Genomic DNA, 20,729 nt, shown 5'->3' with positions numbered 1-20,729 from the left:
CGCGTTACTGCTCCTCTGGAGCTTCTGTAATAATGGCGTAGAGTTCTTCATCGCTTTGCGCCGCGCGCAGGCGGCGACACACGGTCTTGTCAGCCAGACGTTTCGCGACCAGAGACAGGGTGTGCAGGTGGGTTTTGCACTGGTCCGCGGGTACCAGCAGCGCAAACAGCAGATCGACCGGCTGGTTGTCCACCGCGTCGAATGCGATAGGCTGGTCAAGGCTGATAAAGACGCCTACGGCGCGCAGCGTATCCTCTTCCAGCTTGCCGTGCGGAATAGCGATACCGTTGCCGATGCCGGTACTGCCCATGCGTTCACGGGTCAGGATCGCTTCAAACAGCGTTTGATGCGGCAGATTAAGCTGCTTCGCTGCCAGTTCGCTGATAATTTCCAGCGCGCGCTTTTTACTCTGGCAGTGTACGCCGTTGCGCGTACAGTCCGGCGTCAGCACGGTGCTCAGTTCCAGTGTCAGATCGTTGTTCATTGTCGTTTCACTTGCGAGTTCACAGAGCCGCGAGCCTGCCGCGCTTAACAGCCGCGCGGTATCCCGTGGCGCTTGCACAGATGGCAAAACGGGGCGGTAAATCCGCCCCATCCAGACCGCCCTGAGCGCGCGGCGCGCGCTCTGCAAGCGTGAAGGTTAGTGTTTTTTCAGTTTGTCTTTATGCCGGGTTAGCTGACGGGCGAGTTTATCGACCAGCCCGTCAAGCGCCGCATACATATCTTCCGCTTCCGCCGTGGCGTGCAGCTCGCCGCCGTTGACATGCAAGGTCGCTTCCGCAACCTGAGTGACCTTTTCCACTTTCAGAACAATATAAACCTGATTGATACGATCGAAATAGTGTTCCAGTTTGGCAAATTTACTGCTGATGAATTCACGCAGCGCTTCGGTGATTTCAACATTTTGCCCAGTGAGGTTTAGCTGCATAGGTCTTCCTTCTCATTTCTGTCAAACCAGCTGTTTACGCTGGTTGGAGGGCGGGATAGATAAAGACTCGCGATATTTAGCGACGGTTCGGCGCGCCACCATGATGCCTTGTTCAGATAACATGGAGGTAAGCTTACTGTCACTCAAGGGTTTAGCGGGATTCTCCGCCGAGATTAATTTTTTCACCAGCGCGCGAATAGCCGTAGAGGAGGCTTCGCCACCGCCTTCGGTATTGACGTGGCTGGAGAAAAAATATTTAAGTTCAAAGATGCCGCGCGGGCTGTGCAGATATTTCTGCGTGGTCACGCGCGAAATAGTGGATTCATGCATATCCACGGCCTGCGCGATATCCGCCAGCACCATCGGACGCATAAACTCTTCGCCCTGCTCGAAAAAAGCCTGCTGCTGCTCAACGATGCAGCGCGTCACTTTCAGCAGCGTATCGTTGCGGCTTTCCAGGCTTTTAATCAGCCATCGCGCCTCTTGCAGATTGCTGCGGATAAACTGGCTGTCGCTGTCGTTACGCGCGGCGCCGCCCATAGCGGCATAGTGTTGATTGATCTTCAGACGCGGCACGCTGTCGGCATTCAGTTCTACCGTCCAGCGCGTGCCGATCTTGCGGACCAGCACGTCGGGAATGACATATTCCGGCTCGCCGGTCTGTACCGACTGGCCAGGGCGTGGATCCAGCGACTGGATCAGCAGCATCGCCTCTTTCAGCACATCTTCTTTGAAACGGGTTACGCGCATCAGGCTGCGGAAATCGTGATTAGCCAGCAGATCGAGGTGGTTGCTGACAATCAGGCGTGCTTCGGCCAGCATCGGCGTGGTCGGCGCGAACTGAGAAAGCTGCACCAGCAGGCAGTCGCGCAGATCGCGCGCGCCGACGCCCACCGGATCGAAGCGCTGGATACGCTTCAGCACCGCCTCGACCTCATCCAGCGCCAGCTCGTCATTGCCCATGCTGTCGAGGATCTCGTCAAGCGAAACGGTAAGGTATCCGGTATCGTCGATAGCATCGACGATCGAGGTGGCAATAGCGCGATCGGTATCGGTGAAAGGGGTGAGATCCACCTGCCACATCAGGTAATCCTGTAGCGACTGGGTTGTCTCGCCCTGATAGATCGGCAGTTCGTCATCCTGATAGTCAGTGCCGGTGCCGGAAGGCGTGCCTGCGGTGTACATTTCGTCCCAGGTGGCGTCGAGCGGCAGATCGTCCGGCATCTCTTTCTGTTCAAGCGCCTCGCGCGTGTCCAGCACCTCATCTTCCTGATAGTCGCGGCTGTCGATCTCTTCATGCACTTCAGCCTGTTCCAGCAACGGATTGCTCTCCAGCGCCAGCTGCAGCTCTTGCTGCAGCTCAAGCGTAGAGAGCTGCAGCAGCCGGATTGCCTGCTGCAACTGCGGAGTCATTGCCAGCTGTTGGCTGAACCTGAGTTGCAAACCTTGCTTCATATTCAGGACGAAATTTCCTAAGCAAACATCGTATTAACGACACCTTATCAGAGTCTGAACTCTTCGCCCAAATAAACCCGTTTAACCTGCTCATCTGCAAGAATTTCATTGGGCGTGCCGTGGGCGATAAGACGCCCCTGGCTGACGATATAAGCGCGTTCGCAAACCGCCAGGGTTTCACGCACGTTATGGTCGGTAATCAGTACGCCGAGGCCGCTGTCGCGCAGGTGCTCAATAATCTTTTTGATGTCGATAACCGAAATGGGATCGACGCCGGCAAAAGGCTCATCAAGCAGGATAAATTTAGGATTAGCGGCCAGCGCGCGGGCGATTTCTACGCGGCGGCGTTCGCCGCCCGACAGCGCCTGACCCATGCTGTCGCGCAGATGGGCGATATGAAACTCATCCATCAGCTCGTTGGCGCGATCCTGGCGCTGCTCTTCGGTAAGATCGTCGCGGATTTGCAGCACCGCCATCAGATTGTCATAGACGCTCAGGCGGCGGAAAATCGACGCTTCCTGCGGTAGATAGCCGATACCGCGACGCGCGCGTGCGTGCAGCGGCAGAATGCTGATATCGTCCTGGTCGATCACGATGCGGCCAGCGTCGCGCGGCACGATGCCGACGACCATATAGAAGGTGGTGGTCTTACCCGCGCCGTTAGGGCCGAGCAGGCCGACGATCTCGCCGGATTTCACCTGCAGGCTGACATCTTCCACCACGCGACGGCCTTTATAGGCCTTCGCCAGGTTTTCTGCGATTAATGTGGCCATAGCGATCAGTTACTCTTTTTCGGGCTGTTAGCGTTCTTGTCCTGCAGCTGCGACGGCACCAGCACAGTGGTGACGCGTTTGCTCTGGCCCTGGCTGTAGGCCTGCATTTTCTGCTCTTTGACCAGATAGGTAATGCGGTCGCCTTTAATATTGCTGTCCTGCTGCTCAATGTAGGCGTTGCCGGTCAGCTCAACGAAATCTTTCGCCAGCTCATAGTGCAGTTTGGCGGCGTGACCCTGAACCGGCTTGCCGCTGTCCTGCATCTGATAGAAGGTAGCGGGATTGCCGTAGGCATCGACGATGGTTTTGTTGCTGTCGCCGCCGGGACGCGTCACCACCACTTTGTCAGCGGTGATTTTGATCGTTCCCTGGGTCACGATGACGTTGCCGGTAAAGGTCGCCACATTGCCTTGCAGGTCAAGCGCCTGATTCTCGGAATCGATGTTGACGGGTTTGTCCGAGTCGCCGGTCACCGCCAGCGCGGGCAAACTGGCCGCCAGCAGCGCGCCGACCAGGAAAAACTTAAGGCTGTTGTTGTGCATTTTGGATTTCATAATAAGTTTTGACCTTTTCAATCAACTCGGCGTTTTTCGTCCGTAAATTTCCGCGCATCTTCATGCCGGTAGAGTTAAAACCGCGCCCGAATAAGGTCACCTGATCGTCGGACGTCACATCCTGCGAGACGAGGTTGACCTGCGCGTTGTCAGTTTTGATGCGCTGAAGCTGCGAATCCTGCGTCAGGGTGTTCACCTCGACATGGCCATACAGATACAGCATACGATCTTTCGTTAATTTGGCCTTATCGGCGCGTACAGACCAGGTTGGCACCTTATTTTCGTCGTAGGTGGTCATGACCGGCTTGTCGAACCAGCTCACCTCATCCGCCGAGAAATAGGTTACTTTTTCCGACACCAGTTTGTAGGCCAGCGCCCCTTGCGGGTTGTAGACCACGGTATTCGAATTCGCGCTGGTATAGGTCGGTTCCTGATCGTTGGCGGCGACCGGCGCGCTATTGTCATCCTGGCTGGTCAGGTTCCAGCCGATCAGCACCAGCGCAATCAAGGCCAGAATCAGCGTTATCCAACGCCTGCTTTTACTCATACTGATTGCCCTTTGGCATCCTCAAATTTGTTCTGCGCCATTAAAATCAGGTCGCACAGTTCGCGCACTGCGCCGCGTCCGCCCGCAATGCGCGTGACGTAATGGGCGCGCGGCAGCAATACCGGATGCGCATCCGCTACCGCCACGCTCAGCCCTACGCGGGCCATCACCGGCCAGTCGATAAGGTCATCGCCGATATAGGCGACCTGTTCGTCGGAAAGCGACAGTTTATCCAGAAGTTCGCGATAGGCCAAAAGCTTATCGGACTGTCCCTGGTAAAGATGACGAATGCCTAAAGTTTTGCAGCGATCCTCCATCAGGCGCGCATTGCGCCCGGTAATAATCGCCACCTCTATATCAGAGGTTAGCAAACAGCGGACGCCGTAGCCGTCGCGCACGTTAAAGGCCTTCAGCTCTTCGCCATTATTACCCATATAGATCACGCCGTCCGACATCACGCCGTCGACGTCGCAAATCAGCAGCCGGATCTGGCTGGCGCGCGCCATCACCTCCGCGCTGACCGGGCCGTAGCAGGTTTCCACCAGGGAAGTATTTACCGACATTCTCATTTCCTGTTCAGACTACGCCGGCGCGCAGCATGTCATGCATATGTACCACACCGAGCAGACGATCGTCATCGGCCACCAGCAGTGCGGTAATGTTTTTGTTTTGCATCAGGTTCAGCGCTTCTACCGCCAGCATATTGGGACGAACCCGAATGCCGCCGCGCGTCATCACTTCCGAAATAGTGGCCTTCTGGAAGTCGATGCCCATATCGAAGATGCGGCGCAGGTCGCCGTCGGTAAAGATGCCTTCGATCTTCATCAGATCGTCGACAATTACCGTCAGCCCTAAATTTTTACGCGTGATCTCCAGCAGCGCGTCGCGCAGCGATGCGTCGCGCGTGACGTGCGGGATCTCGTCGCCGCTGTGCATAATGTCGCTGACGTGCAGCAGCAGCTTGCGTCCCAGCGCGCCGCCCGGATGCGACAGCGCGAAATCTTCTGCGGTAAAGCCGCGCGCTTCCAGCAGCGCGACCGCCAGCGCGTCGCCCATTACCAGCGTCGCAGTGGTGCTGCTGGTAGGCGCGAGTCCGAGCGGGCAGGCTTCCTGCGGCACTTTCACGCACAGGTGCACGTCCGCGACGCGGCCCATCGCGCTGTCGGGGCGGCTGGTAAGGCAGATAAGCTTCACATGCTGCCGCTTCAGCACCGGGATCAGCGCCAGAATCTCATTGGACTCGCCGCTGTTGGAGATGGCGAGCACAATATCACTGTGGCCGACCATGCCGAGATCGCCGTGGCTGGCTTCGCCGGGATGCACGAAAAAAGCGGGCGTGCCGGTACTGGCGAAGGTAGCGGCCATCTTTTTGCCGATATGGCCCGATTTGCCCATGCCCATAACGACGACTTTGCCCTGGCAGCGATAGATCATCTCACAGGCGCGCGTGAAGTCGTCGTTAATATACTGGTCCAGCTGCTCCAGACCTTCACGCTCAATGCGCAGTACCGCTTTTCCCGCCGTCTGAAAGTCGAAATTCGCAATTGAAAGCTGAGTTGACATGGCAAATCGGTCCTTTGTTATCCGTCGATGAAAGCGGGCTGAATCCACAAAAGCGCGCCCCAGACGATGAAACCACAGAGTAAGAACGCACCCGCAACGCGGCCGATGCGGCGGCTGCGCTGCAGGCAGAGCAGGGCGAACAGCACGCTGACTCCCAGCATCACCCAGTAATCGCGCGCAAAAGCGTGTTCATCGACGCTGCCGGGGTTTATCAGCGCCGGTAAGCCCAGCACGATGGCGATATTATAAATATTGGCGCCGATTAAATTGCCGATAGCGATATCATCTTCGCCCTTCAGCGCGCCCGCCAGCACCGTCGCCAGCTCCGGCAGACTGGTGCCTACCGCAATGAGCGTCCCGCCCATCACCAGTTCGCTGACGCCGAAGTAATCGGCAAAGGCGGTAGCGTTGTCGATCACCATGCGCGTCGCCATCGGCAAAATAATCAGCGCGACCGCCAGCCAGAGAAAGGCTACCGTATTGCCGCTCTCTTCACGCGGCAGTTCTGCAAGCTGTTCGCGCGTCAGGGTGTCGCTATTGTCGCGTTCGGCGCGGCGGGCAAAGCGGATCGCCACCAGCAAATAGACGATGGCGATAGCGATCAGGCCGAGACCGTCAAGGCGGCTCAGGTAGTTATCGAACAGCATCAGACCGCTGAGTAGCGAGACCAGCAGCATCAGCGGTAGCTCGCGTCGTACCAGATTGGAGTATATGTTCAGGGGGTGCAGCAGCGCCGCGGCACCGAGTATCAGTAGAATATTGGTAATGTTGGAACCCAGCGCGGTGCCTACGGCGAGATCCATCTGACCATGCTGCGCCGCCGAAAAAGAGAGGATCATCTCCGGCAGCGACGTGCCGATGCTGACGACCGTCATGCCGATAATCAGCGGCGGGATACCAAAGGATCGACACAGGATCGCGGCGCTAAACACCAGGCGATCGGCACCATAAGCCAGTAAAATCAAACCGATGATCAGCAGGGCAGAGGCTACGAACATGGAAAATCCTTGGATGAAATGCGTTGCCGGCACGTCTTGTGCGGCAGGTTTCAGGTTCTGTCATCATAAACAGGCGCTGATTTTGACCGTCTGAGCGGCAAAAGTAAATTTTATGCCCGCTTTAGCCAAATGAAGGCGGTAAGTTTCTGTAAAGCTATCGTGTGCTGGCGTGTTACAGGCTACCATCGTACGCTTTATAACGCCCGCTCCACAGAAGAGGTAATAATGGACCAACAGGAAACGAACCTGGTTGAGGTTCGTGGCGTCAGTTTTTCACGCGGCGATCGTCCAATTTTTGACGATATTTCGTTGACGGTGCCAAAGGGAAAAGTCACGGCCATTATGGGACCGTCGGGCATAGGTAAAACTACGCTGCTGCGCCTGATTGGCGGCCAGTTACAGCCCGATCGGGGCGAGATCTGGTTTCGCGGCGAAAACATTCCTCGGCTGTCCCGCGCGAAACTCTATGAAACCCGTAAAAAGATGAGCATGCTGTTCCAGTCCGGCGCGCTGTTCACCGATCTGACCGTCTATGAAAACGTGGCCTGGCCGCTGCGCGAGCATACTCAGCTTCCTGCGCCGCTGCTGCACAGTACGGTGATGATGAAGCTGGAGGCGGTGGGATTACGCGGCGCGGCGCAGCTAAAACCGGCAGAGCTTTCCGGTGGTATGGCGCGGCGTGCGGCGCTGGCCCGCGCTATCGCGCTTGAGCCGGAGCTGATTATGTTCGACGAACCTTTCGTCGGCCAGGATCCCATTACCATGGGCGTGCTGGTAAAGCTGATCGACGAGCTGAACCACTCGCTGGGTCTGACCTGCATTGTGGTATCGCACGACGTGCCTGAGGTACTCAGCATCGCCGACAGGGCCTATATCGTGGCCGGGCAGAAAATCATCGCTCAGGGCAGCACGCCGGAGCTGCGGGAAAACCCCGATCCGCGCGTGCGTCAGTTTCTGGATGGGATTGCGGACGGACCTGTCCCGTTCCGGTTTGCCGCCGGAGACTATCTTGCCGATTTAATCGGCTCAGGGAGAATGTAAGCCAATGTTGTTAAAGGCGCTGGCGTCATTGGGACGTCGGGGAATTAATACCTGTTCCACCTTTGGCCGGGCAGGCTTAATGCTGTTTCACGCGCTGGTGGGCAAACCTGCCTTTCGTAAACACGCGCCGCTGCTAATCAGGCAGCTCTATAGCGTCGGCGTTTTGTCGCTGCTGATCATCGTGGTTTCCGGGCTGTTTATCGGCATGGTGCTGGGGCTGCAAGGCTATCTGGTGCTGACAACCTACAGCGCGGAAACCAGTCTCGGCATGCTGGTGGCGCTGTCGCTGCTGCGCGAGCTGGGGCCGGTGGTCACCGCGCTGCTGTTCGCCGGCCGCGCCGGATCGGCGCTGACGGCGGAGATTGGCCTGATGAAGGCGACCGAGCAGCTCTCCAGCATGGAGATGATGGCGGTGGATCCGCTGCGTCGCGTCGTTTCGCCGCGCTTCTGGGCGGGCTTTATCAGTATGCCGCTGCTGACGCTGATCTTCACCGCCGTCGGTATTGCAGGCGGCGCGCTGGTAGGCGTGAGCTGGAAGGGCATCGATCCCGGCTTTTTCTGGTCGGCGATGCAAAACGCGGTCGATTTTCGCACTGACGTAATCAACTGCATTATCAAAAGCGCCGTTTTTGCCGTGACGGTCACCTGGATCGCGCTGTTTAACGGTTACGACGCGATTCCGACCTCTGAAGGGATTAGCCGCGCGACGACGCGCACCGTGGTGCACGCCTCACTGGCGGTGCTCGGTCTGGATTTTGTGCTGACAGCACTGATGTTTGGGAACTAATGCAATGCAAAGCAAAAAAAGCGAAATTTGGGTTGGCGTGTTTATGCTTCTGGCGCTGGTGGCGATGCTGTTTCTCTGCCTGCGCGTAGCGGATCTTAAGTCGCTCGGCACGCAGCCGACCTGGCAGCTCTATGCTACCTTCGATAATATCGGCGGGCTGAAAGTAAGCTCGCCGGTCAAAATCGGCGGCGTGGTGATTGGCCGCGTTACCGACATCTCCCTGGAACCTAAAACCCTGCTGCCGCGCGTCACTATGGCGATCAGCGACGAGTACGCCAATAAGATCTCTGACACCAGCTCGCTGGCGATCCGCACGCAAGGCTTACTCGGCGAGCAGTTTTTAGCATTGAATTTAGGTTTCGACGATCCCGAACTGGGCTCGGCGATGTTAAAAGACGGCGATACGCTCCGCGATACCAAGTCGGCTATCGTGCTGGAAGACCTGATTGGTCAGTTCCTGTATAAGAGCGGCGGCGACAATAAAAATGGCACGAATAACAAGGATCCGCAGAGCGCCGACAGCGCGCCTGCGGCCCCGGCCCAACCTTAAGAGGTAAAAATTAATGTTTAAGCGTTTACTGATGGTTGCCATGCTGGTCATCGCGCCGCTGGCTGCGGCGAATGCAGCCGATCAAACCAACCCCTATAAGCTGATGAACGAAGCGGCGGCGAAAACCTTCACCCGCCTGAAAAACGAGCAGCCGAAAATCAAGCAGAACCCAAACTACCTGCGCGACGTGGTGCGCCAGGAGCTGCTGCCTTACGTTCAGATTAAGTATGCCGGCGCGTTAGTGCTGGGCCGCTACTACCGGGAAGCGACGCCGGCGCAGCGTGAAGCCTATTTCAACGCGTTCGGCGATTATCTGGCGCAGGCTTATGGCCAGGCGCTGGCGCTCTACCACGGCCAGACTTATCAGATCCAGCCGGAGCAGCCGCTGGGCAATGCCAATATCATCGCGATTCGCGTGACCATTCTCGATCCCAACGGTCGCCCGCCGGTACGTCTGGATTTCCAGTGGCGTAAGAACAGCCAGACCGGAAACTGGCAGGCCTACGATATGGTGGCGGAAGGGGTCAGCATGATCACCACCAAACAGAACGAGTGGAGCGACCTGCTGCGCACCAAAGGCATCGACGGCCTGACCGCGCAGCTTAAAACCTACGCGGCGCAGCCGATTACGCTGGATAAACAGTAACGATGCATGAGTCATTACGCTGGCAGCGTGACGCCAGCACGCTGTCGCTGTACGGCGAACTGAACCGCGATACGCTGCTGGCGCTGTGGCAGCAGCGCGACACGCTGATCGACAAAGCGGAGATTATTGACGTCTCGGGACTGGCGCGCGTCGATTCAGCCGGTCTGGCTTTGCTGGTTCATCTGCGGGAAATTGCGCGTGCGCAGGGCATTACGCCGCGTTTTAGCGGCATCAGCGAAAAATTGCAGTCGCTGATTACTCTCTACAATCTTCAGCAGATTATTGTTTCTGCGGAAAAAAGCAGCTGATCGCTTTTCTGCTCTGTTAAGCCCCTGTTTTTCGCAGGGGCTTTTGCATGTTTAAGAGTCCGCCGCTTTCCTCTAAGATGTTACCCTTTATTATTTTCAACTTAAGTAATGAGCAATGGAAAACAGTGAAATTCAGGCTGTGCTGATGAAAGCGCTGCCGCTGGAAGAAGTGCATGTGATGAGCAACGACGGTAGCCACTTTCAGGTGATTGCCGTAGGTGAAATGTTTGGCGAACTGAGCCGTGTGAAGAAACAGCAGGCCGTTTACGCGCCGCTGATGGAATACATTGCCGACAACCGCATTCATGCCGTCTCCATTAAAACCTATACCCCTGCTGAATGGGCGCGTGACCGTAAACTCAACGGTTTCTGAGCCTGCATCATGGGCGCTCGCCGCTGGCGAGCTCTACCCGTCTTTAGTTAATTGAGAGCCGTGTTAATGGACAAATTTCGTGTGCAAGGCCCCACCCGTCTGAGTGGTGAAGTGACCATTTCCGGGGCGAAAAATGCCGCGCTGCCGATTCTGTTTGCTGCGTTGCTGGCTGAAGAGCCGGTCGAGATCCAGAACGTGCCGAAGCTGCGCGATATCGATACCACTATGAAGCTGCTGAGCCAGCTGGGTGCGAAGGTTGAGCGCAACGGTTCCGTCCACGTTGACGCCAGCAAAGTCGATATTTACTGCGCACCGTATGAGCTGGTGAAAACCATGCGCGCATCTATCTGGGCGCTGGGCCCGCTGGTGGCGCGCTTTGGCCAGGGACAGGTTTCTCTGCCGGGCGGCTGCGCGATTGGCGCGCGTCCGGTCGATCTGCATATTACGGGTCTGGAGCAGCTGGGCGCGGAAATCAAGCTGGAAGAGGGCTACGTTAAAGCCTCTGTCAATGGCCGTCTGAAAGGCGCGCATATCGTGATGGATAAGGTGAGCGTCGGCGCGACGGTCACCATCATGAGCGCCGCGACGCTGGCGACCGGCGTCACCATCATTGAGAACGCAGCGCGCGAGCCGGAAATTGTCGATACCGCCAACTTCCTGATTACGCTGGGCGCGAAGATCAGCGGCGCAGGCACCGATAAGATCACCATTGAAGGCGTTGAGCGTCTGGGCGGCGGCGTCTACCGCGTGCTGCCGGATCGTATCGAAACCGGCACCTTCCTGGTAGCGGCGGCGATCTCAGGCGGTAAAGTGCTGTGTCGCAACACCCAGCCGGACACGCTGGACGCGGTGCTGGCGAAACTGCGCGACGCGGGCGCCGACATTGAAACCGGCGACGACTGGATCAGCCTGGACATGCACGGCAAACGCCCTAAAGCGGTAAACGTGCGTACCGCGCCGCACCCTGGCTTCCCGACGGATATGCAGGCGCAGTTCACCCTGCTTAACCTGGTCGCGGAAGGGACGGGCGTGATCACCGAAACGATTTTCGAAAACCGCTTTATGCATATTCCTGAGCTGATTCGTATGGGCGCGCACGCGGAGATCGAGAGCAACACCGCTATCTGTCACGGCGTGGAAAAACTCTCCGGCGCACAGGTAATGGCGACCGACCTGCGCGCATCGGCGAGTCTGGTGCTGGCGGGCTGCATCGCTGAAGGCACGACGCTGGTGGATCGCATCTACCATATCGATCGCGGCTATGAGCACATCGAAGACAAGCTGAAGGCGATGGGCGCTCAGATTGAGCGCGTAAGCGGCGAGTAATCGCGACTTTTATCGTTACTGAAACCAGCCACGTTCGCGCGGCTGGTTTTTTTGTGCCTGAAGGATCTTCAGGTGCTGGTGGGATCCTGCTTGCACTTCTCATGCCCTGAAGGGGATCGAATACGCTTTTTACGATCCAGCAGCAGATGAGTCTTCGGATCGTAGTAGCGGCTTGGCCAGATCTCAGCGGGATGGACGTTAATCGCGTCGGCAATCAGCCATTCGCCTTTTGGCCATGGACGCGACAGGGCATTCGCCAGCGTGGATGAACTTAATCCTGCCTGGCGTGATAATGCCGCCAGCGTTGTACCGCGTCTGCGCAGCGCGGCTATCACATCGGCTGGATGCCAGTCTTTATTCCTTTTTTGCATATCGCATTCTCCTTGTTCCTTGCATGTCTGTTCCCTGTATAGCCAGGGGCGTTATCGGTTTCTCTTATCTGGAAATTTATAGAAATTTTATAACAGAAACGTTCCATTTCTTTCCAGTAATTTTTGGACCAGTCCCGAGAAGTGCGCGTCACCACGCAAAAGCGCGGCAACAGACAGAAGGTATTGCTGAAAAAGGCGAAGCGGAGAGGAAAATCAGAGAGCGGAGCTGCGCAGGCAGCTCCGGGGGATATCAGAAATCGCGCTGTACAGACATATGCGCCAGCGATTCAAGCGCGCTGCGCCAGGGGGATTCCGGCAGTGCGCTGAGCGCCTCAATCGCTTTATCCGCTTCCTGTTCGGCGCGCTTGCGCGTCCACTCCAGCGAGCCGCACTGGTGCATCGCGGCCAGCACCGGTTCGAGAAGATGACGGCCGTTGCCCTGTTCGATCGCCTCGCGGATCATTTTCGTCTGTTCCGGCGTGCCGTTATGCATCGCATGCAGCAGCGGCAGCGTCGGTTTGCCCTCGCTCAGATCGTCGCCGGTATTTTTACCCAGCGTAGCGCCGTCGGCGCTGTAGTCGAGCAGATCGTCGATTAACTGGAAAGCTGTGCCGAGGAAGCGTCCGTAATCCTGCATCGCTTGTTCCTGCGCCGGAGTCGCCTCGGCGAGAATGGCGGATGCCTGCGACGCCGCCTCGAACAAACGCGCGGTTTTGCTGTAAATCACGCGCATATAGCTCTCTTCGGTGATATCAGGGTCGTTGACGTTCATCAGCTGCAATACTTCGCCTTCGGCGATCACGTTCACCGCTTCGGACATCAGCGCCAGGATACGCAGCGAACCCATGCTGGTCATCATCTGGAAGGCGCGCGTATAGATAAAATCGCCGACCAGCACGCTGGCCGCATTGCCGAACGCCGCGTTCGCGGTGGCTTTGCCGCGACGCATATCGGATTCATCCACCACGTCGTCATGCAGCAGCGTCGCGGTGTGGATAAATTCGATCAGCGCCGCGTTAGTGACGTGCAGTTCGCCCTGATAGCCCAGCGCGCGTGCTGAGAGCACGGCGATCATCGGACGGATGCGCTTACCGCCGCCGCTGATGATGTAATAGCCCAGCTGATTAATCAGCGAGACCTCGGAATTCAGCTGGTCGAGGATGGTCTGGTTGACGGCCGCCATATCCTGCGCGGTTAATTCATTAATTTGTTCTAAGTTCATTCGTCTGTTCAGCTTTGACTCGTTTCAACGGCTCATGGTACGTGCTTTAACCAGCCTGAGTTCAGGTAATCTGTTACTGATTGTACTTGAATTTTCCGGATGAGAAACGTTTGCGATCGGCCTGTGTTTTTTTTCTGCAAGAGAGTGCAAAGTGCACTTGTCTTCTGCTGGAGTTTTGCGTAGAATTCGCGCCCTATTGTGAATATTTATCGCGCCGCCTGATGAACGAAAGGCATGCGCAGAAGCGGAGTTTTATATGTACGCGGTTTTCCAAAGTGGTGGTAAACAACACCGAGTAAGCGAAGGTCAGACCGTTCGCCTGGAAAAGCTGGACATCGCAACCGGTGAAACCATTGAGTTTGACCAGGTGCTGATGATCGCAAATGGCGAAGACGTGAAAATCGGCGCGCCACTGGTTTCAGGCGGCGTGATCAAGGCTGAAATCGTTGCTCACGGTCGTGGCGAGAAAGTTAAAATCGTTAAGTTTCGTCGTCGTAAGCACTACCGTAAGCAGGCTGGCCACCGTCAGTGGTTCACTGATGTGAAAATTACTGGCATCAGCGCTTAAGAGGAGATCTGACAAATGGCACATAAAAAGGCTGGTGGCTCGACTCGTAACGGTCGTGACTCCAATGCAAAACGTCTGGGTGTAAAACGTTTCGGTGGCGAATCTGTTCTGGCAGGTAGCATCATCGTTCGTCAGCGTGGCACTAAATTCCACGCCGGTAACAACGTAGGTTGTGGTCGTGACCACACTCTGTTCGCTACCGCAGACGGCAAAGTAAAATTCGAAGTGAAAGGTCCGAACAACCGTAAATACATCAGCATCGTTGCTGAGTAAGGTTGTCGTGACGCAGACAGCGACTGTCTGAACGCACGAATAAAAGCCCCGCAGCCATTGCGGGGCTTTTTACATTCTGCGACCTGTCGTTCTGTATTGCTGTACACTTTATGTACGCCTGATGCAAATCAGTCCTGATTTATCCGCCGCCGGTCAGCGCAGACAGACCCTGGCGGACCCGTCCGCTGCTCTCTCAGGAGCGCGGACGATTGTGTGACGGAGAAATAAAATGAAGTTTGTTGATGAAGCGACAATCCTGGTGGTTGCCGGCGATGGCGGCAATGGCTGCGTCAGCTTCCGCCGTGAGAAATATATTCCTAAAGGCGGTCCGGACGGCGGCGACGGCGGTGACGGCGGTGACGTTTACCTGGTTGCCGACGAAAACCTGAATACCCTGATTGACTACCGCTTTGAAAAATCTTTCCGCGCTGAGCGCGGTCAGAACGGCCAGAGCCGGGACTGTACCGGCAAGCGCGGTCAGGACATCATCGTCAAGGTGCCGGTCGGCACGCGCGTGATCGATCAGGGTACCGGCGAAACGCTGGGCGATATGACGCGCCACGAGCAAAAGCTGATGGTCGCCAAAGGCGGCTGGCACGGGCTGGGCAACACCCGCTTTAAGTCTTCGGTAAACCGTACGCCGCGTCAGAAAACCATGGGTACGCCGGGCGAGAAGCGCGATTTACAGCTGGAGCTGATGCTGCTGGCCGACGTCGGCATGCTGGGCCTGCCGAACGCCGGCAAATCGACCTTTATCCGCGCCGTATCGGCGGCTAAGCCAAAAGTGGCGGACTATCCGTTTACCACGCTGGTGCCGAGCCTGGGCGTGGTGCGTATGGACAGCGAGCAGAGCTTTGTGGTTGCCGATATCCCGGGCCTGATTGAAGGCGCTGCCGAAGGCGCTGGCCTCGGCATCCGCTTCCTGAAGCACCTGGAGCGCTGCCGCGTGCTGCTGCACCTTATCGATATCGCGCCGATTGACGAGTCCGATCCGGTGGAAAACGCGCGTATTATTCTCGGCGAGCTGGAAAAATACAGCGACAAGCTGTTCAACAAGCCGCGCTGGCTGGTGTTCAACAAAGTTGACCTGATCAGCGAAGAGGAAGCGCAGGCGCGCGCCAAAGCGATTGCTGAGGCACTGGGCTGGGAAGAGAAGTACTACCTGATCTCTGCGGCAAGCCGCCAGGGCGTTCAGGATCTCTGCTGGGACGTGATGAGTTTCATCAACGCCAACCCGAAAGAAGCGGAAGAAGAAGAGAAGAAACCCGAGAAAGTCGAATTCATGTGGGATGATTACCACCGTGAAGCGATGGAAAGCGCGGTTGAAGAAGAAGATGAAGAATGGGATGACGACTGGGACGAAGATGACGACGAAGGCGTCGAAATCATCTACCAGCGTTAATGCCGGAAAAAAAGGGACAGCGAAAGCTGTCCCTTTTTGTTTATCCCAGCACCGCCACCGTCAGACGCGACGAGCAGCAGAGCTGGCCGCGCGCGTTGCGGATCTCTATCTGCCACACCTGATTGCGTGAGCCGATATGCAGCGGACGGCAGATACCGCGCACTTCGCCGCTGGAGACTGAGCGGTGGTGGCTGGCGTTCACCTCAATGCCGACCACGCTTTTTCCCTCTTCGGTGCAGAGGTAGCCAGCGATCGATCCCATCGACTCCGCCAGCACCACCGACGCGCCGCCGTGTAGCAGGCCGAAAGGCTGATGGGTGCGCGCGTCAACCGGCATCACCGCTTCCAGATAGTCGTCGCCGATCGCGGTAAAGCGGATGCCGATATGCGCCACCAGCGAGTTCTCGCCGATAGCGTTCAGCGCGTCGAGATCGGTTTCGCGTTTCCAGATCGCCATCGGTCAGGCTCCCAGCGTTGCGCCGCCGTCGACCACGATATCCTGCAGCACGACATGGCTGGCGAGATCCGAGGCGAGGAACAGCACGTTATGGGCGATCTCCTGCGGTCTGGCGATCTTACGCAGCGGGATCCCAAGCTTATATTGATCCGGGAAGCCGTCGATCATCTCCTGTTCGGCGGTCGGCGTATGCCACAGGCTGCGCTGCATCTCGGTATCGGTCGAACCGGGCGAAACGATATTGCACCGAACCCCATAAGGCGCCATCTCCAGGCCCACCGTCAGGGCAAGGCTGCGCAGCGCGGCTTTCGACGCGCCGTAAGCTGACATGCCAATACGCGGCGCGTGCGCCGAGTTAGAGGCGATAGTAACGATGGCACCCGCCCGCTGCTGGCGAAAGAGCGGCAGCGTCTGCTGAAACATATTAAAGGCGCCGCCGACATTGACCGCCAGACAGGCCTGGAAATCTTCAAATGAGATTTCATCGGTCGCGCCGATGCGCAGGATGCCCGCGCCATTTACCAGCACGTCGAGCCGCGGCTGCTGCGCCAGCAGAGGCTGGCACGTCGCTTTCACCTGCTCCGGGTCCGCAACGTCCAGCCTGTGGCAGGCGAAAGGGTAGTCATGGTCGTGAAAGCGCAGGTCGAAGCCCTGAACCTGCGCGCCCGCCGCATGGAAAGCGAGCGCGGTATGATAGCCGATGCCCTGGCCTGCGCCGGTTACCCAGACGATTTTACCGCTGAAGTCGAAGTGCTGGCTCATTGTGCAGGCTCCCGCGACAGCAGCGTCCACCAGCCGTCGATGGTCGGGTTTTTTGCCAGGCTAACGAAGTCGATATCGCCGTGTACCTGACGCCAGCGCGCCGCCAGCGCCATCATGCGAACGGAATCCAGACCGTAGTCGATCAGGTTCTCGCTATCTTCCGGCACGTCGTCATCCTCCAGCAGCGGCAGGATCAGCGCGCGCAGATCGTCTTTGCTGAGCGGCAGCGGCATCAGATCGGCGGTCATCACTACTTTGCCGCTGCGTCCGGCGGTATAGGTCAGCGCCATCATATGCTCTTCGCGGCTAAAGTCAGCCAGCGCATCCGCCACCATAAAGGGCTGAATATTGCGCATAAAGGCGTCGGTAGCAGTAGTGAGGCAGCCGATGTGCGCATAAACGCCGGTAATGATCAACTGGTCGCGGCCCATCTCCTGCAGGATCGACTCCAGCGGCGAGCGTACAAAGGCGCTGTAACGCCACTTGGTCAGTACCTGATCCTCCGCATCGGGCGCCAGCGCATCCACGATCTTCTGCTGCTCCGGATGTTTGTTCAGGCCCGGCCCCCACATATCGTTGAGCAGCGCGCGATCTTCATCGCTCTGCTGATTGGGCTGCGCGGTATAGAACACCGGAATGCCCTGCTCCTTACACCAGGCGCGCAGGCGGGCGATATTCTCCACCACCTGATTAACCAGCGGGCTGTTTTCGCCCCAGAAGTTAAGGAAATAGGCCTGCATATCATGAATAAGCAGCGCGGCGCGCTGCGGCTCCAGCGTCCATTTCACCTTGTTGGTGGGCAGCTCGGCGGCGGCAGGCAACGGATATGAGGTCAGTTTTGGAATAGCCATAAAATCTCCGGAACAGGTCAGGCTTGTGCTTGTTGATCGGCAAGCTGTTGGCGCAGGCGTTTCTTGTCTACTTTGCCGACGGGCGTCAGCGGCAGTTCATCCACGCAGGTAATACGGTCGGGCAATTTATATTCGGCGACGCCCAGTTCGCGCAGGTGGCGTCGCAGCGCCACCGGCTTGATCGGCTGACGGGAAACGATAAAGGCGCAGCTCTTTTCACCCATCAGCTCATCCTGCATCGACACCAGTGCCGCATGGATCACATCGGCATGGCGCTGCAGAAGGTTTTCAATCTCCTCTGCGGCGATCTTTTCGCCGCCGCGGTTGATCTGATCTTTTTCACGGCCCTGTACGGTGATGTAGCCCTGCGGGTTAATCTCGATCAGATCGCCCGAGCAGTAAAAACCCTCGGCGTCGAAGCTGGCCGCGTTGTGCTCCGGGCTTTTGTAATAGCCGCGAAAGGTATAGGGGCCGCGCGTCATCAGACGGCCAATAGCGCCGGTTGGCAGCGGATTGCCGTTTTCGTCTGCCACCCAGACCTCATCGTCCGGCGAAATCGGACGGCCCTGGGTGGTGAGTATGGTTTTCTCGTCGTCGTCAAAGCGGGTGTAGTTCACCAGGCCTTCCGCCATGCCGAACACCTGCTGCAGCCTGCAGCCGATCTCGCTCTGAATGCGCGCCGCGATGGTTTCGCTCAGCTTGGCTCCGCCGACCTGCATACGCTGCAGAGACGCCAGCGCCTTATTGCTGCCCCACTCATTGATCGCCTGCAGCCAGAGGCTGACGGCGGGCGGCACCAGGCCGGTATCGGTCACCTGATGCTTTTCGATCAGCGGGAAGCAGTTCGTCGCGCTGGGATCTTCGGCCAGAATCACCTGGCCGCCCGCATAGAAGACGCCCAGCGAGCCGGGCGAACTCATTGCAAAGTTATGCGGCGCGGGCAGGGCGATCAGGTAACGCGTTTCAGCCGTGACTGCGCAGATCTCGTCGCTGGCGCGAATGCTGTAGTAGTAGTCATTATGGGTGCGCGGGATGAGTTTCGGCGTACCGGTGCTGCCGCCAGAGAGCTGGAAAAGAGCCACTTCGTCGGCGGCGGTCGGCGTTGGCCGGTAGTCGCCCGCCGCTTCGGCCATCAGCGCTTCCAGGGTATTTTCCGGCTGGCTGTCATTGCGCAGGATCACCTGCCGCAGCGACGGCTGGGCAGTGCACAGCGCGTCGATAAAGCTATCGTCGGCGAACAGCGCATGGCGGCGATCGGCGATCAGCAGCGCGGGTTCGATCTGCGCGGCATAGGCCTGCAGCTCGGTGCGCTGGTGGCTGAACAGCGCATAGACTGAAACGACGCCCAGCTTAAACAGGGCGAAGACGGTGACGTAGAAATCGGCAACATTGCTGAGCTGTACCAGCGCGGTATCGCCGTTTTTCAACCCGCGGCGCTGTAGCGCGGCGGCGAGGTTGTCGCTGCGCTGCGCCAGCTGACGGTAGCTCAGCTGCAGATCGCCCTCAATAACGGCGATGGCGTCACTGTTTTTATGACGCTCCAGGATATCGGTCATCGGCACATCCAGCCAGTAACCTTTCTCGCGGTAGCGCGCCGCCAGATCGTCTGGCCAGCGGTGGTATGGGATCGACATGGTATTTCCTTTATTGCAGTCCAAAAGCGCGCAGCATGGTGTCGAGCTTGACACCGGTCTCGCGCCATTCTGATTCCGGTTGCGAATCCGCCACAATGCCCGCGCCAGCGAACAGGCGCACCCGCGCGCCCTGTACGGTACCGCAGCGGATGGTCACGACCCATTCGCCGTTGCCCTGATCGTCGCACCAGCCGACGATTCCGCCGAACAGCCGACGGTCAAACGGCTCCAGCGTCTGGATCAGCTGCTGCGCGCGCTGATGCGGGAAGCCGCTCAGGGCTGGCGTCGGATGCAGCAGACAGGCGAGTGACAGCGCGTTCTCCTGTTCGTCGAGCGCTTCGCCGTCGATCTGCGTCGCCAGATGCCACAGCGTGGCGGTCGTCAGCAGAGAAGGGGTAGCGGGAACCGAGAGCAGGCGGCTGCGCGGCTGCAGCACCTCACGCATCGCGTCCGTCACCAGCTTATGCTCGTGGCGATCTTTCGCTGACTGCATCAGAGCGTCGCCGGCTGCCCGGTCGCGCTCGGCAAGGGCGTCGCGACGCGCAGATCCGGCGAGCGGACAGGAGCTGAAATCACGTCCCTTTTTACGCAGCATCAGTTCCGGGCTGGCGCCGACCAGCGAACCGCCCTGCGGCAGCGGCAGGTGAAAGTGATAGCTGTCAGGGTTTTGCGCCACGATGCGCTGCATCAGCGCGGCGATATCCACCGGCTGTTCCGTCACGATATCCATCAGGCGCGACAGCACCACTTTATCCAGTTCACCGCGCTGCGTGGCCGTAACGGCCTGCGCCACCATCGCGGTAAAAGCGTCGTGCTCCGGTATGGCGGCGCGGCGACGCACCTGCGGCAGCGGCGGCTGAACGGCTGGCAGCGCACCTTGTAAATCGGCGCGGTCAAAGGTCTGATGCGATTCAGGAATAAACAGCGCGGCGGGCTGCGTGACGTCGAAGGGAATAGCGCCAACCAGGATCGGATGGGCAATACCCTGTTTTTTTGCCGCGGCGAAGTGGCGGCGCAACTGCTGTTGAAAATCGCCGTTTAGCGCATCGCCATCGGTCACCGGGGTGGTGACGGTGGTGTAGCAGCCTTGCGTAGCGATACTGCGCCACGGAGATGTGAAGATAAAACCCCGACACAGCGCGGAGAAATCCTCAAGCAGGGGATTTCCAAACGTCAACGTTTCAACCATAATTTTCACCTATAAATGATAAGATAATTAATAATGATTATCATTTGTATTGTGGTTCTGTAACCTACGTTGATTGGGCCGGAGTGTCAATAAATTCGCGGCGTTGAGCGCGCAATCTCCGCATCTTTCAGAAAGGTGGCAGGGCCTTGTC

General features: G+C 57.9%; 26 protein-coding genes. 10 read left to right on the top strand and 16 right to left on the bottom strand.

The features are described 5' to 3' along the window. Positions 1-4 precede the first annotated feature (4 nt). From ptsN to MHZ89_RS12480, 9 genes are all read right to left on the bottom strand, one after another. Positions 5-484, bottom strand: a complete 480-nt coding sequence (gene ptsN, locus MHZ89_RS12520; RefSeq protein WP_120455344.1) for a PTS IIA-like nitrogen regulatory protein PtsN — start codon at positions 482-484, stop codon at positions 5-7. A gap of 156 nt (positions 485-640) precedes the next feature. After that, complete coding sequence (hpf, locus tag MHZ89_RS12515; RefSeq protein WP_311783246.1) at positions 641-928, bottom strand: ribosome hibernation promoting factor; 288 nt, start codon at positions 926-928, stop codon at positions 641-643. Between the two features lie 21 nt (positions 929-949). Next, positions 950-2,383 (bottom strand): RNA polymerase factor sigma-54, encoded by a 1,434-nt coding sequence (gene rpoN / locus MHZ89_RS12510; protein WP_311783245.1) that lies wholly within the window; start codon positions 2,381-2,383, stop codon positions 950-952. Between the two features lie 47 nt (positions 2,384-2,430). Beyond that, a complete protein-coding gene (lptB, locus tag MHZ89_RS12505) occupies positions 2,431-3,156 on the bottom strand; it encodes an LPS export ABC transporter ATP-binding protein (protein WP_311783244.1) in 726 nt (241 codons plus the stop codon). Positions 3,157-3,161: 5 nt separating this feature from the next. Continuing rightward, on the bottom strand, positions 3,162-3,710 hold the full coding sequence (gene lptA / locus MHZ89_RS12500) for a lipopolysaccharide ABC transporter substrate-binding protein LptA (protein WP_120455351.1): 549 nt from the start codon (positions 3,708-3,710) through the stop codon (positions 3,162-3,164). Further along, positions 3,679-4,257 (bottom strand): LPS export ABC transporter periplasmic protein LptC, encoded by a 579-nt coding sequence (gene lptC, locus MHZ89_RS12495; RefSeq protein ID WP_120455353.1) that lies wholly within the window; start codon positions 4,255-4,257, stop codon positions 3,679-3,681. The genes lptA and lptC overlap by 32 nt, the downstream gene beginning before the upstream one ends. Then, entirely contained in the window at positions 4,254-4,820 is a 567-nt protein-coding gene (gene kdsC, locus MHZ89_RS12490) for a 3-deoxy-manno-octulosonate-8-phosphatase KdsC (RefSeq protein WP_311783243.1), read from the bottom strand. Before kdsC ends, lptC begins: the two co-directional genes overlap by 4 nt. 13 nt (positions 4,821-4,833) lie before the next feature. Continuing rightward, complete coding sequence (gene kdsD, locus MHZ89_RS12485) at positions 4,834-5,820, bottom strand: arabinose-5-phosphate isomerase KdsD (protein WP_311783242.1); 987 nt, start codon at positions 5,818-5,820, stop codon at positions 4,834-4,836. A 17-nt stretch (positions 5,821-5,837) separates the two neighbouring features. Further along, a complete protein-coding gene (locus tag MHZ89_RS12480; protein ID WP_311783241.1) occupies positions 5,838-6,818 on the bottom strand; it encodes a calcium/sodium antiporter in 981 nt (326 codons plus the stop codon). Between the two features lie 225 nt (positions 6,819-7,043). On the opposite strand from MHZ89_RS12480, the gene mlaF reads away from it, so the two are divergent. The 7 genes from mlaF to murA all read left to right on the top strand — a co-directional run bounded on the left by mlaF (position 7,044) and on the right by murA (position 11,849). Next, complete coding sequence (gene mlaF, locus MHZ89_RS12475; protein ID WP_311783240.1) at positions 7,044-7,859, top strand: phospholipid ABC transporter ATP-binding protein MlaF; 816 nt, start codon at positions 7,044-7,046, stop codon at positions 7,857-7,859. A 4-nt stretch (positions 7,860-7,863) separates the two neighbouring features. Beyond that, positions 7,864-8,646: a lipid asymmetry maintenance ABC transporter permease subunit MlaE gene (gene mlaE, locus MHZ89_RS12470; RefSeq protein WP_311783239.1), complete on the top strand. Its 783-nt coding sequence runs from the start codon at positions 7,864-7,866 to the stop codon at positions 8,644-8,646. Between the two features lie 4 nt (positions 8,647-8,650). Then, on the top strand, positions 8,651-9,196 hold the full coding sequence (gene mlaD, locus MHZ89_RS12465; RefSeq protein WP_120455364.1) for an outer membrane lipid asymmetry maintenance protein MlaD: 546 nt from the start codon (positions 8,651-8,653) through the stop codon (positions 9,194-9,196). Between the two features lie 13 nt (positions 9,197-9,209). Then, positions 9,210-9,842 (top strand): phospholipid-binding protein MlaC, encoded by a 633-nt coding sequence (gene mlaC, locus MHZ89_RS12460; protein WP_311783238.1) that lies wholly within the window; start codon positions 9,210-9,212, stop codon positions 9,840-9,842. A gap of 2 nt (positions 9,843-9,844) precedes the next feature. Beyond that, positions 9,845-10,150, top strand: a complete 306-nt coding sequence (gene mlaB, locus MHZ89_RS12455) for a lipid asymmetry maintenance protein MlaB (protein ID WP_311783237.1) — start codon at positions 9,845-9,847, stop codon at positions 10,148-10,150. A gap of 115 nt (positions 10,151-10,265) precedes the next feature. Continuing rightward, positions 10,266-10,523: a BolA family iron metabolism protein IbaG gene (ibaG, locus tag MHZ89_RS12450; RefSeq protein WP_120455370.1), complete on the top strand. Its 258-nt coding sequence runs from the start codon at positions 10,266-10,268 to the stop codon at positions 10,521-10,523. Positions 10,524-10,589: 66 nt separating this feature from the next. Continuing rightward, positions 10,590-11,849 (top strand): UDP-N-acetylglucosamine 1-carboxyvinyltransferase, encoded by a 1,260-nt coding sequence (murA, locus tag MHZ89_RS12445; protein WP_120455372.1) that lies wholly within the window; start codon positions 10,590-10,592, stop codon positions 11,847-11,849. A gap of 68 nt (positions 11,850-11,917) precedes the next feature. On the opposite strand, the gene MHZ89_RS12440 is transcribed toward murA, so the two are convergent. Further along, positions 11,918-12,220 (bottom strand): helix-turn-helix transcriptional regulator, encoded by a 303-nt coding sequence (locus tag MHZ89_RS12440; protein WP_120455374.1) that lies wholly within the window; start codon positions 12,218-12,220, stop codon positions 11,918-11,920. A 250-nt stretch (positions 12,221-12,470) separates the two neighbouring features. Beyond that, the gene (ispB, locus tag MHZ89_RS12435; protein ID WP_311783236.1) at positions 12,471-13,442 is read right to left on the bottom strand and encodes an octaprenyl diphosphate synthase; all 972 of its coding nucleotides are present in this window, start codon (positions 13,440-13,442) and stop codon (positions 12,471-12,473) included. A gap of 256 nt (positions 13,443-13,698) precedes the next feature. On the opposite strand from ispB, the gene rplU reads away from it, so the two are divergent. The 3 genes from rplU (at position 13,699) to cgtA (ending at position 15,685) form a co-directional block, all read left to right on the top strand. Then, positions 13,699-14,010 (top strand): 50S ribosomal protein L21, encoded by a 312-nt coding sequence (gene rplU, locus MHZ89_RS12430; RefSeq protein WP_033749281.1) that lies wholly within the window; start codon positions 13,699-13,701, stop codon positions 14,008-14,010. 15 nt (positions 14,011-14,025) lie between these two features. Further along, positions 14,026-14,283, top strand: coding sequence for a 50S ribosomal protein L27 (rpmA, locus tag MHZ89_RS12425; protein WP_006121751.1), 258 nt, complete (start codon positions 14,026-14,028; stop codon positions 14,281-14,283). A gap of 229 nt (positions 14,284-14,512) precedes the next feature. Beyond that, positions 14,513-15,685, top strand: a complete 1,173-nt coding sequence (gene cgtA / locus MHZ89_RS12420; RefSeq protein WP_120455378.1) for an Obg family GTPase CgtA — start codon at positions 14,513-14,515, stop codon at positions 15,683-15,685. A 40-nt stretch (positions 15,686-15,725) separates the two neighbouring features. Here cgtA and MHZ89_RS12415 read toward each other — a convergent pair whose 3' ends face one another. From MHZ89_RS12415 to MHZ89_RS12395, 5 genes are read right to left on the bottom strand one after another with little or no spacing between them, the layout of a single operon-like run. Continuing rightward, positions 15,726-16,142: a hotdog fold thioesterase gene (locus tag MHZ89_RS12415; protein WP_096072476.1), complete on the bottom strand. Its 417-nt coding sequence runs from the start codon at positions 16,140-16,142 to the stop codon at positions 15,726-15,728. 3 nt (positions 16,143-16,145) lie between these two features. Further along, a complete protein-coding gene (gene dhbA / locus MHZ89_RS12410) occupies positions 16,146-16,904 on the bottom strand; it encodes a 2,3-dihydro-2,3-dihydroxybenzoate dehydrogenase (protein WP_120455380.1) in 759 nt (252 codons plus the stop codon). Further along, positions 16,901-17,755 carry an isochorismatase gene (locus tag MHZ89_RS12405; RefSeq protein ID WP_311783235.1) on the bottom strand — a complete coding sequence of 285 codons (855 nt, stop codon included), beginning with the start codon at positions 17,753-17,755 and terminating at the stop codon, positions 16,901-16,903. Before MHZ89_RS12405 ends, dhbA begins: the two co-directional genes overlap by 4 nt. A gap of 17 nt (positions 17,756-17,772) precedes the next feature. Then, positions 17,773-19,389, bottom strand: coding sequence for a (2,3-dihydroxybenzoyl)adenylate synthase (locus MHZ89_RS12400; protein WP_311783234.1), 1,617 nt, complete (start codon positions 19,387-19,389; stop codon positions 17,773-17,775). Between the two features lie 10 nt (positions 19,390-19,399). Further along, the gene (locus MHZ89_RS12395) at positions 19,400-20,578 is read right to left on the bottom strand and encodes an isochorismate synthase (protein WP_311783233.1); all 1,179 of its coding nucleotides are present in this window, start codon (positions 20,576-20,578) and stop codon (positions 19,400-19,402) included. Positions 20,579-20,729: the final 151 nt, after the last annotated feature.

Source organism: Pantoea sp. ACRSB, assembly GCF_022346905.1.
In the GTDB taxonomy this organism is placed as follows: Bacteria; Pseudomonadota; Gammaproteobacteria; order Enterobacterales; family Enterobacteriaceae; genus Pantoea; species Pantoea piersonii.
Note: the sequence above shows the minus strand (reverse complement) of the source record. Positions and strands in the feature narration are given on the sequence as shown.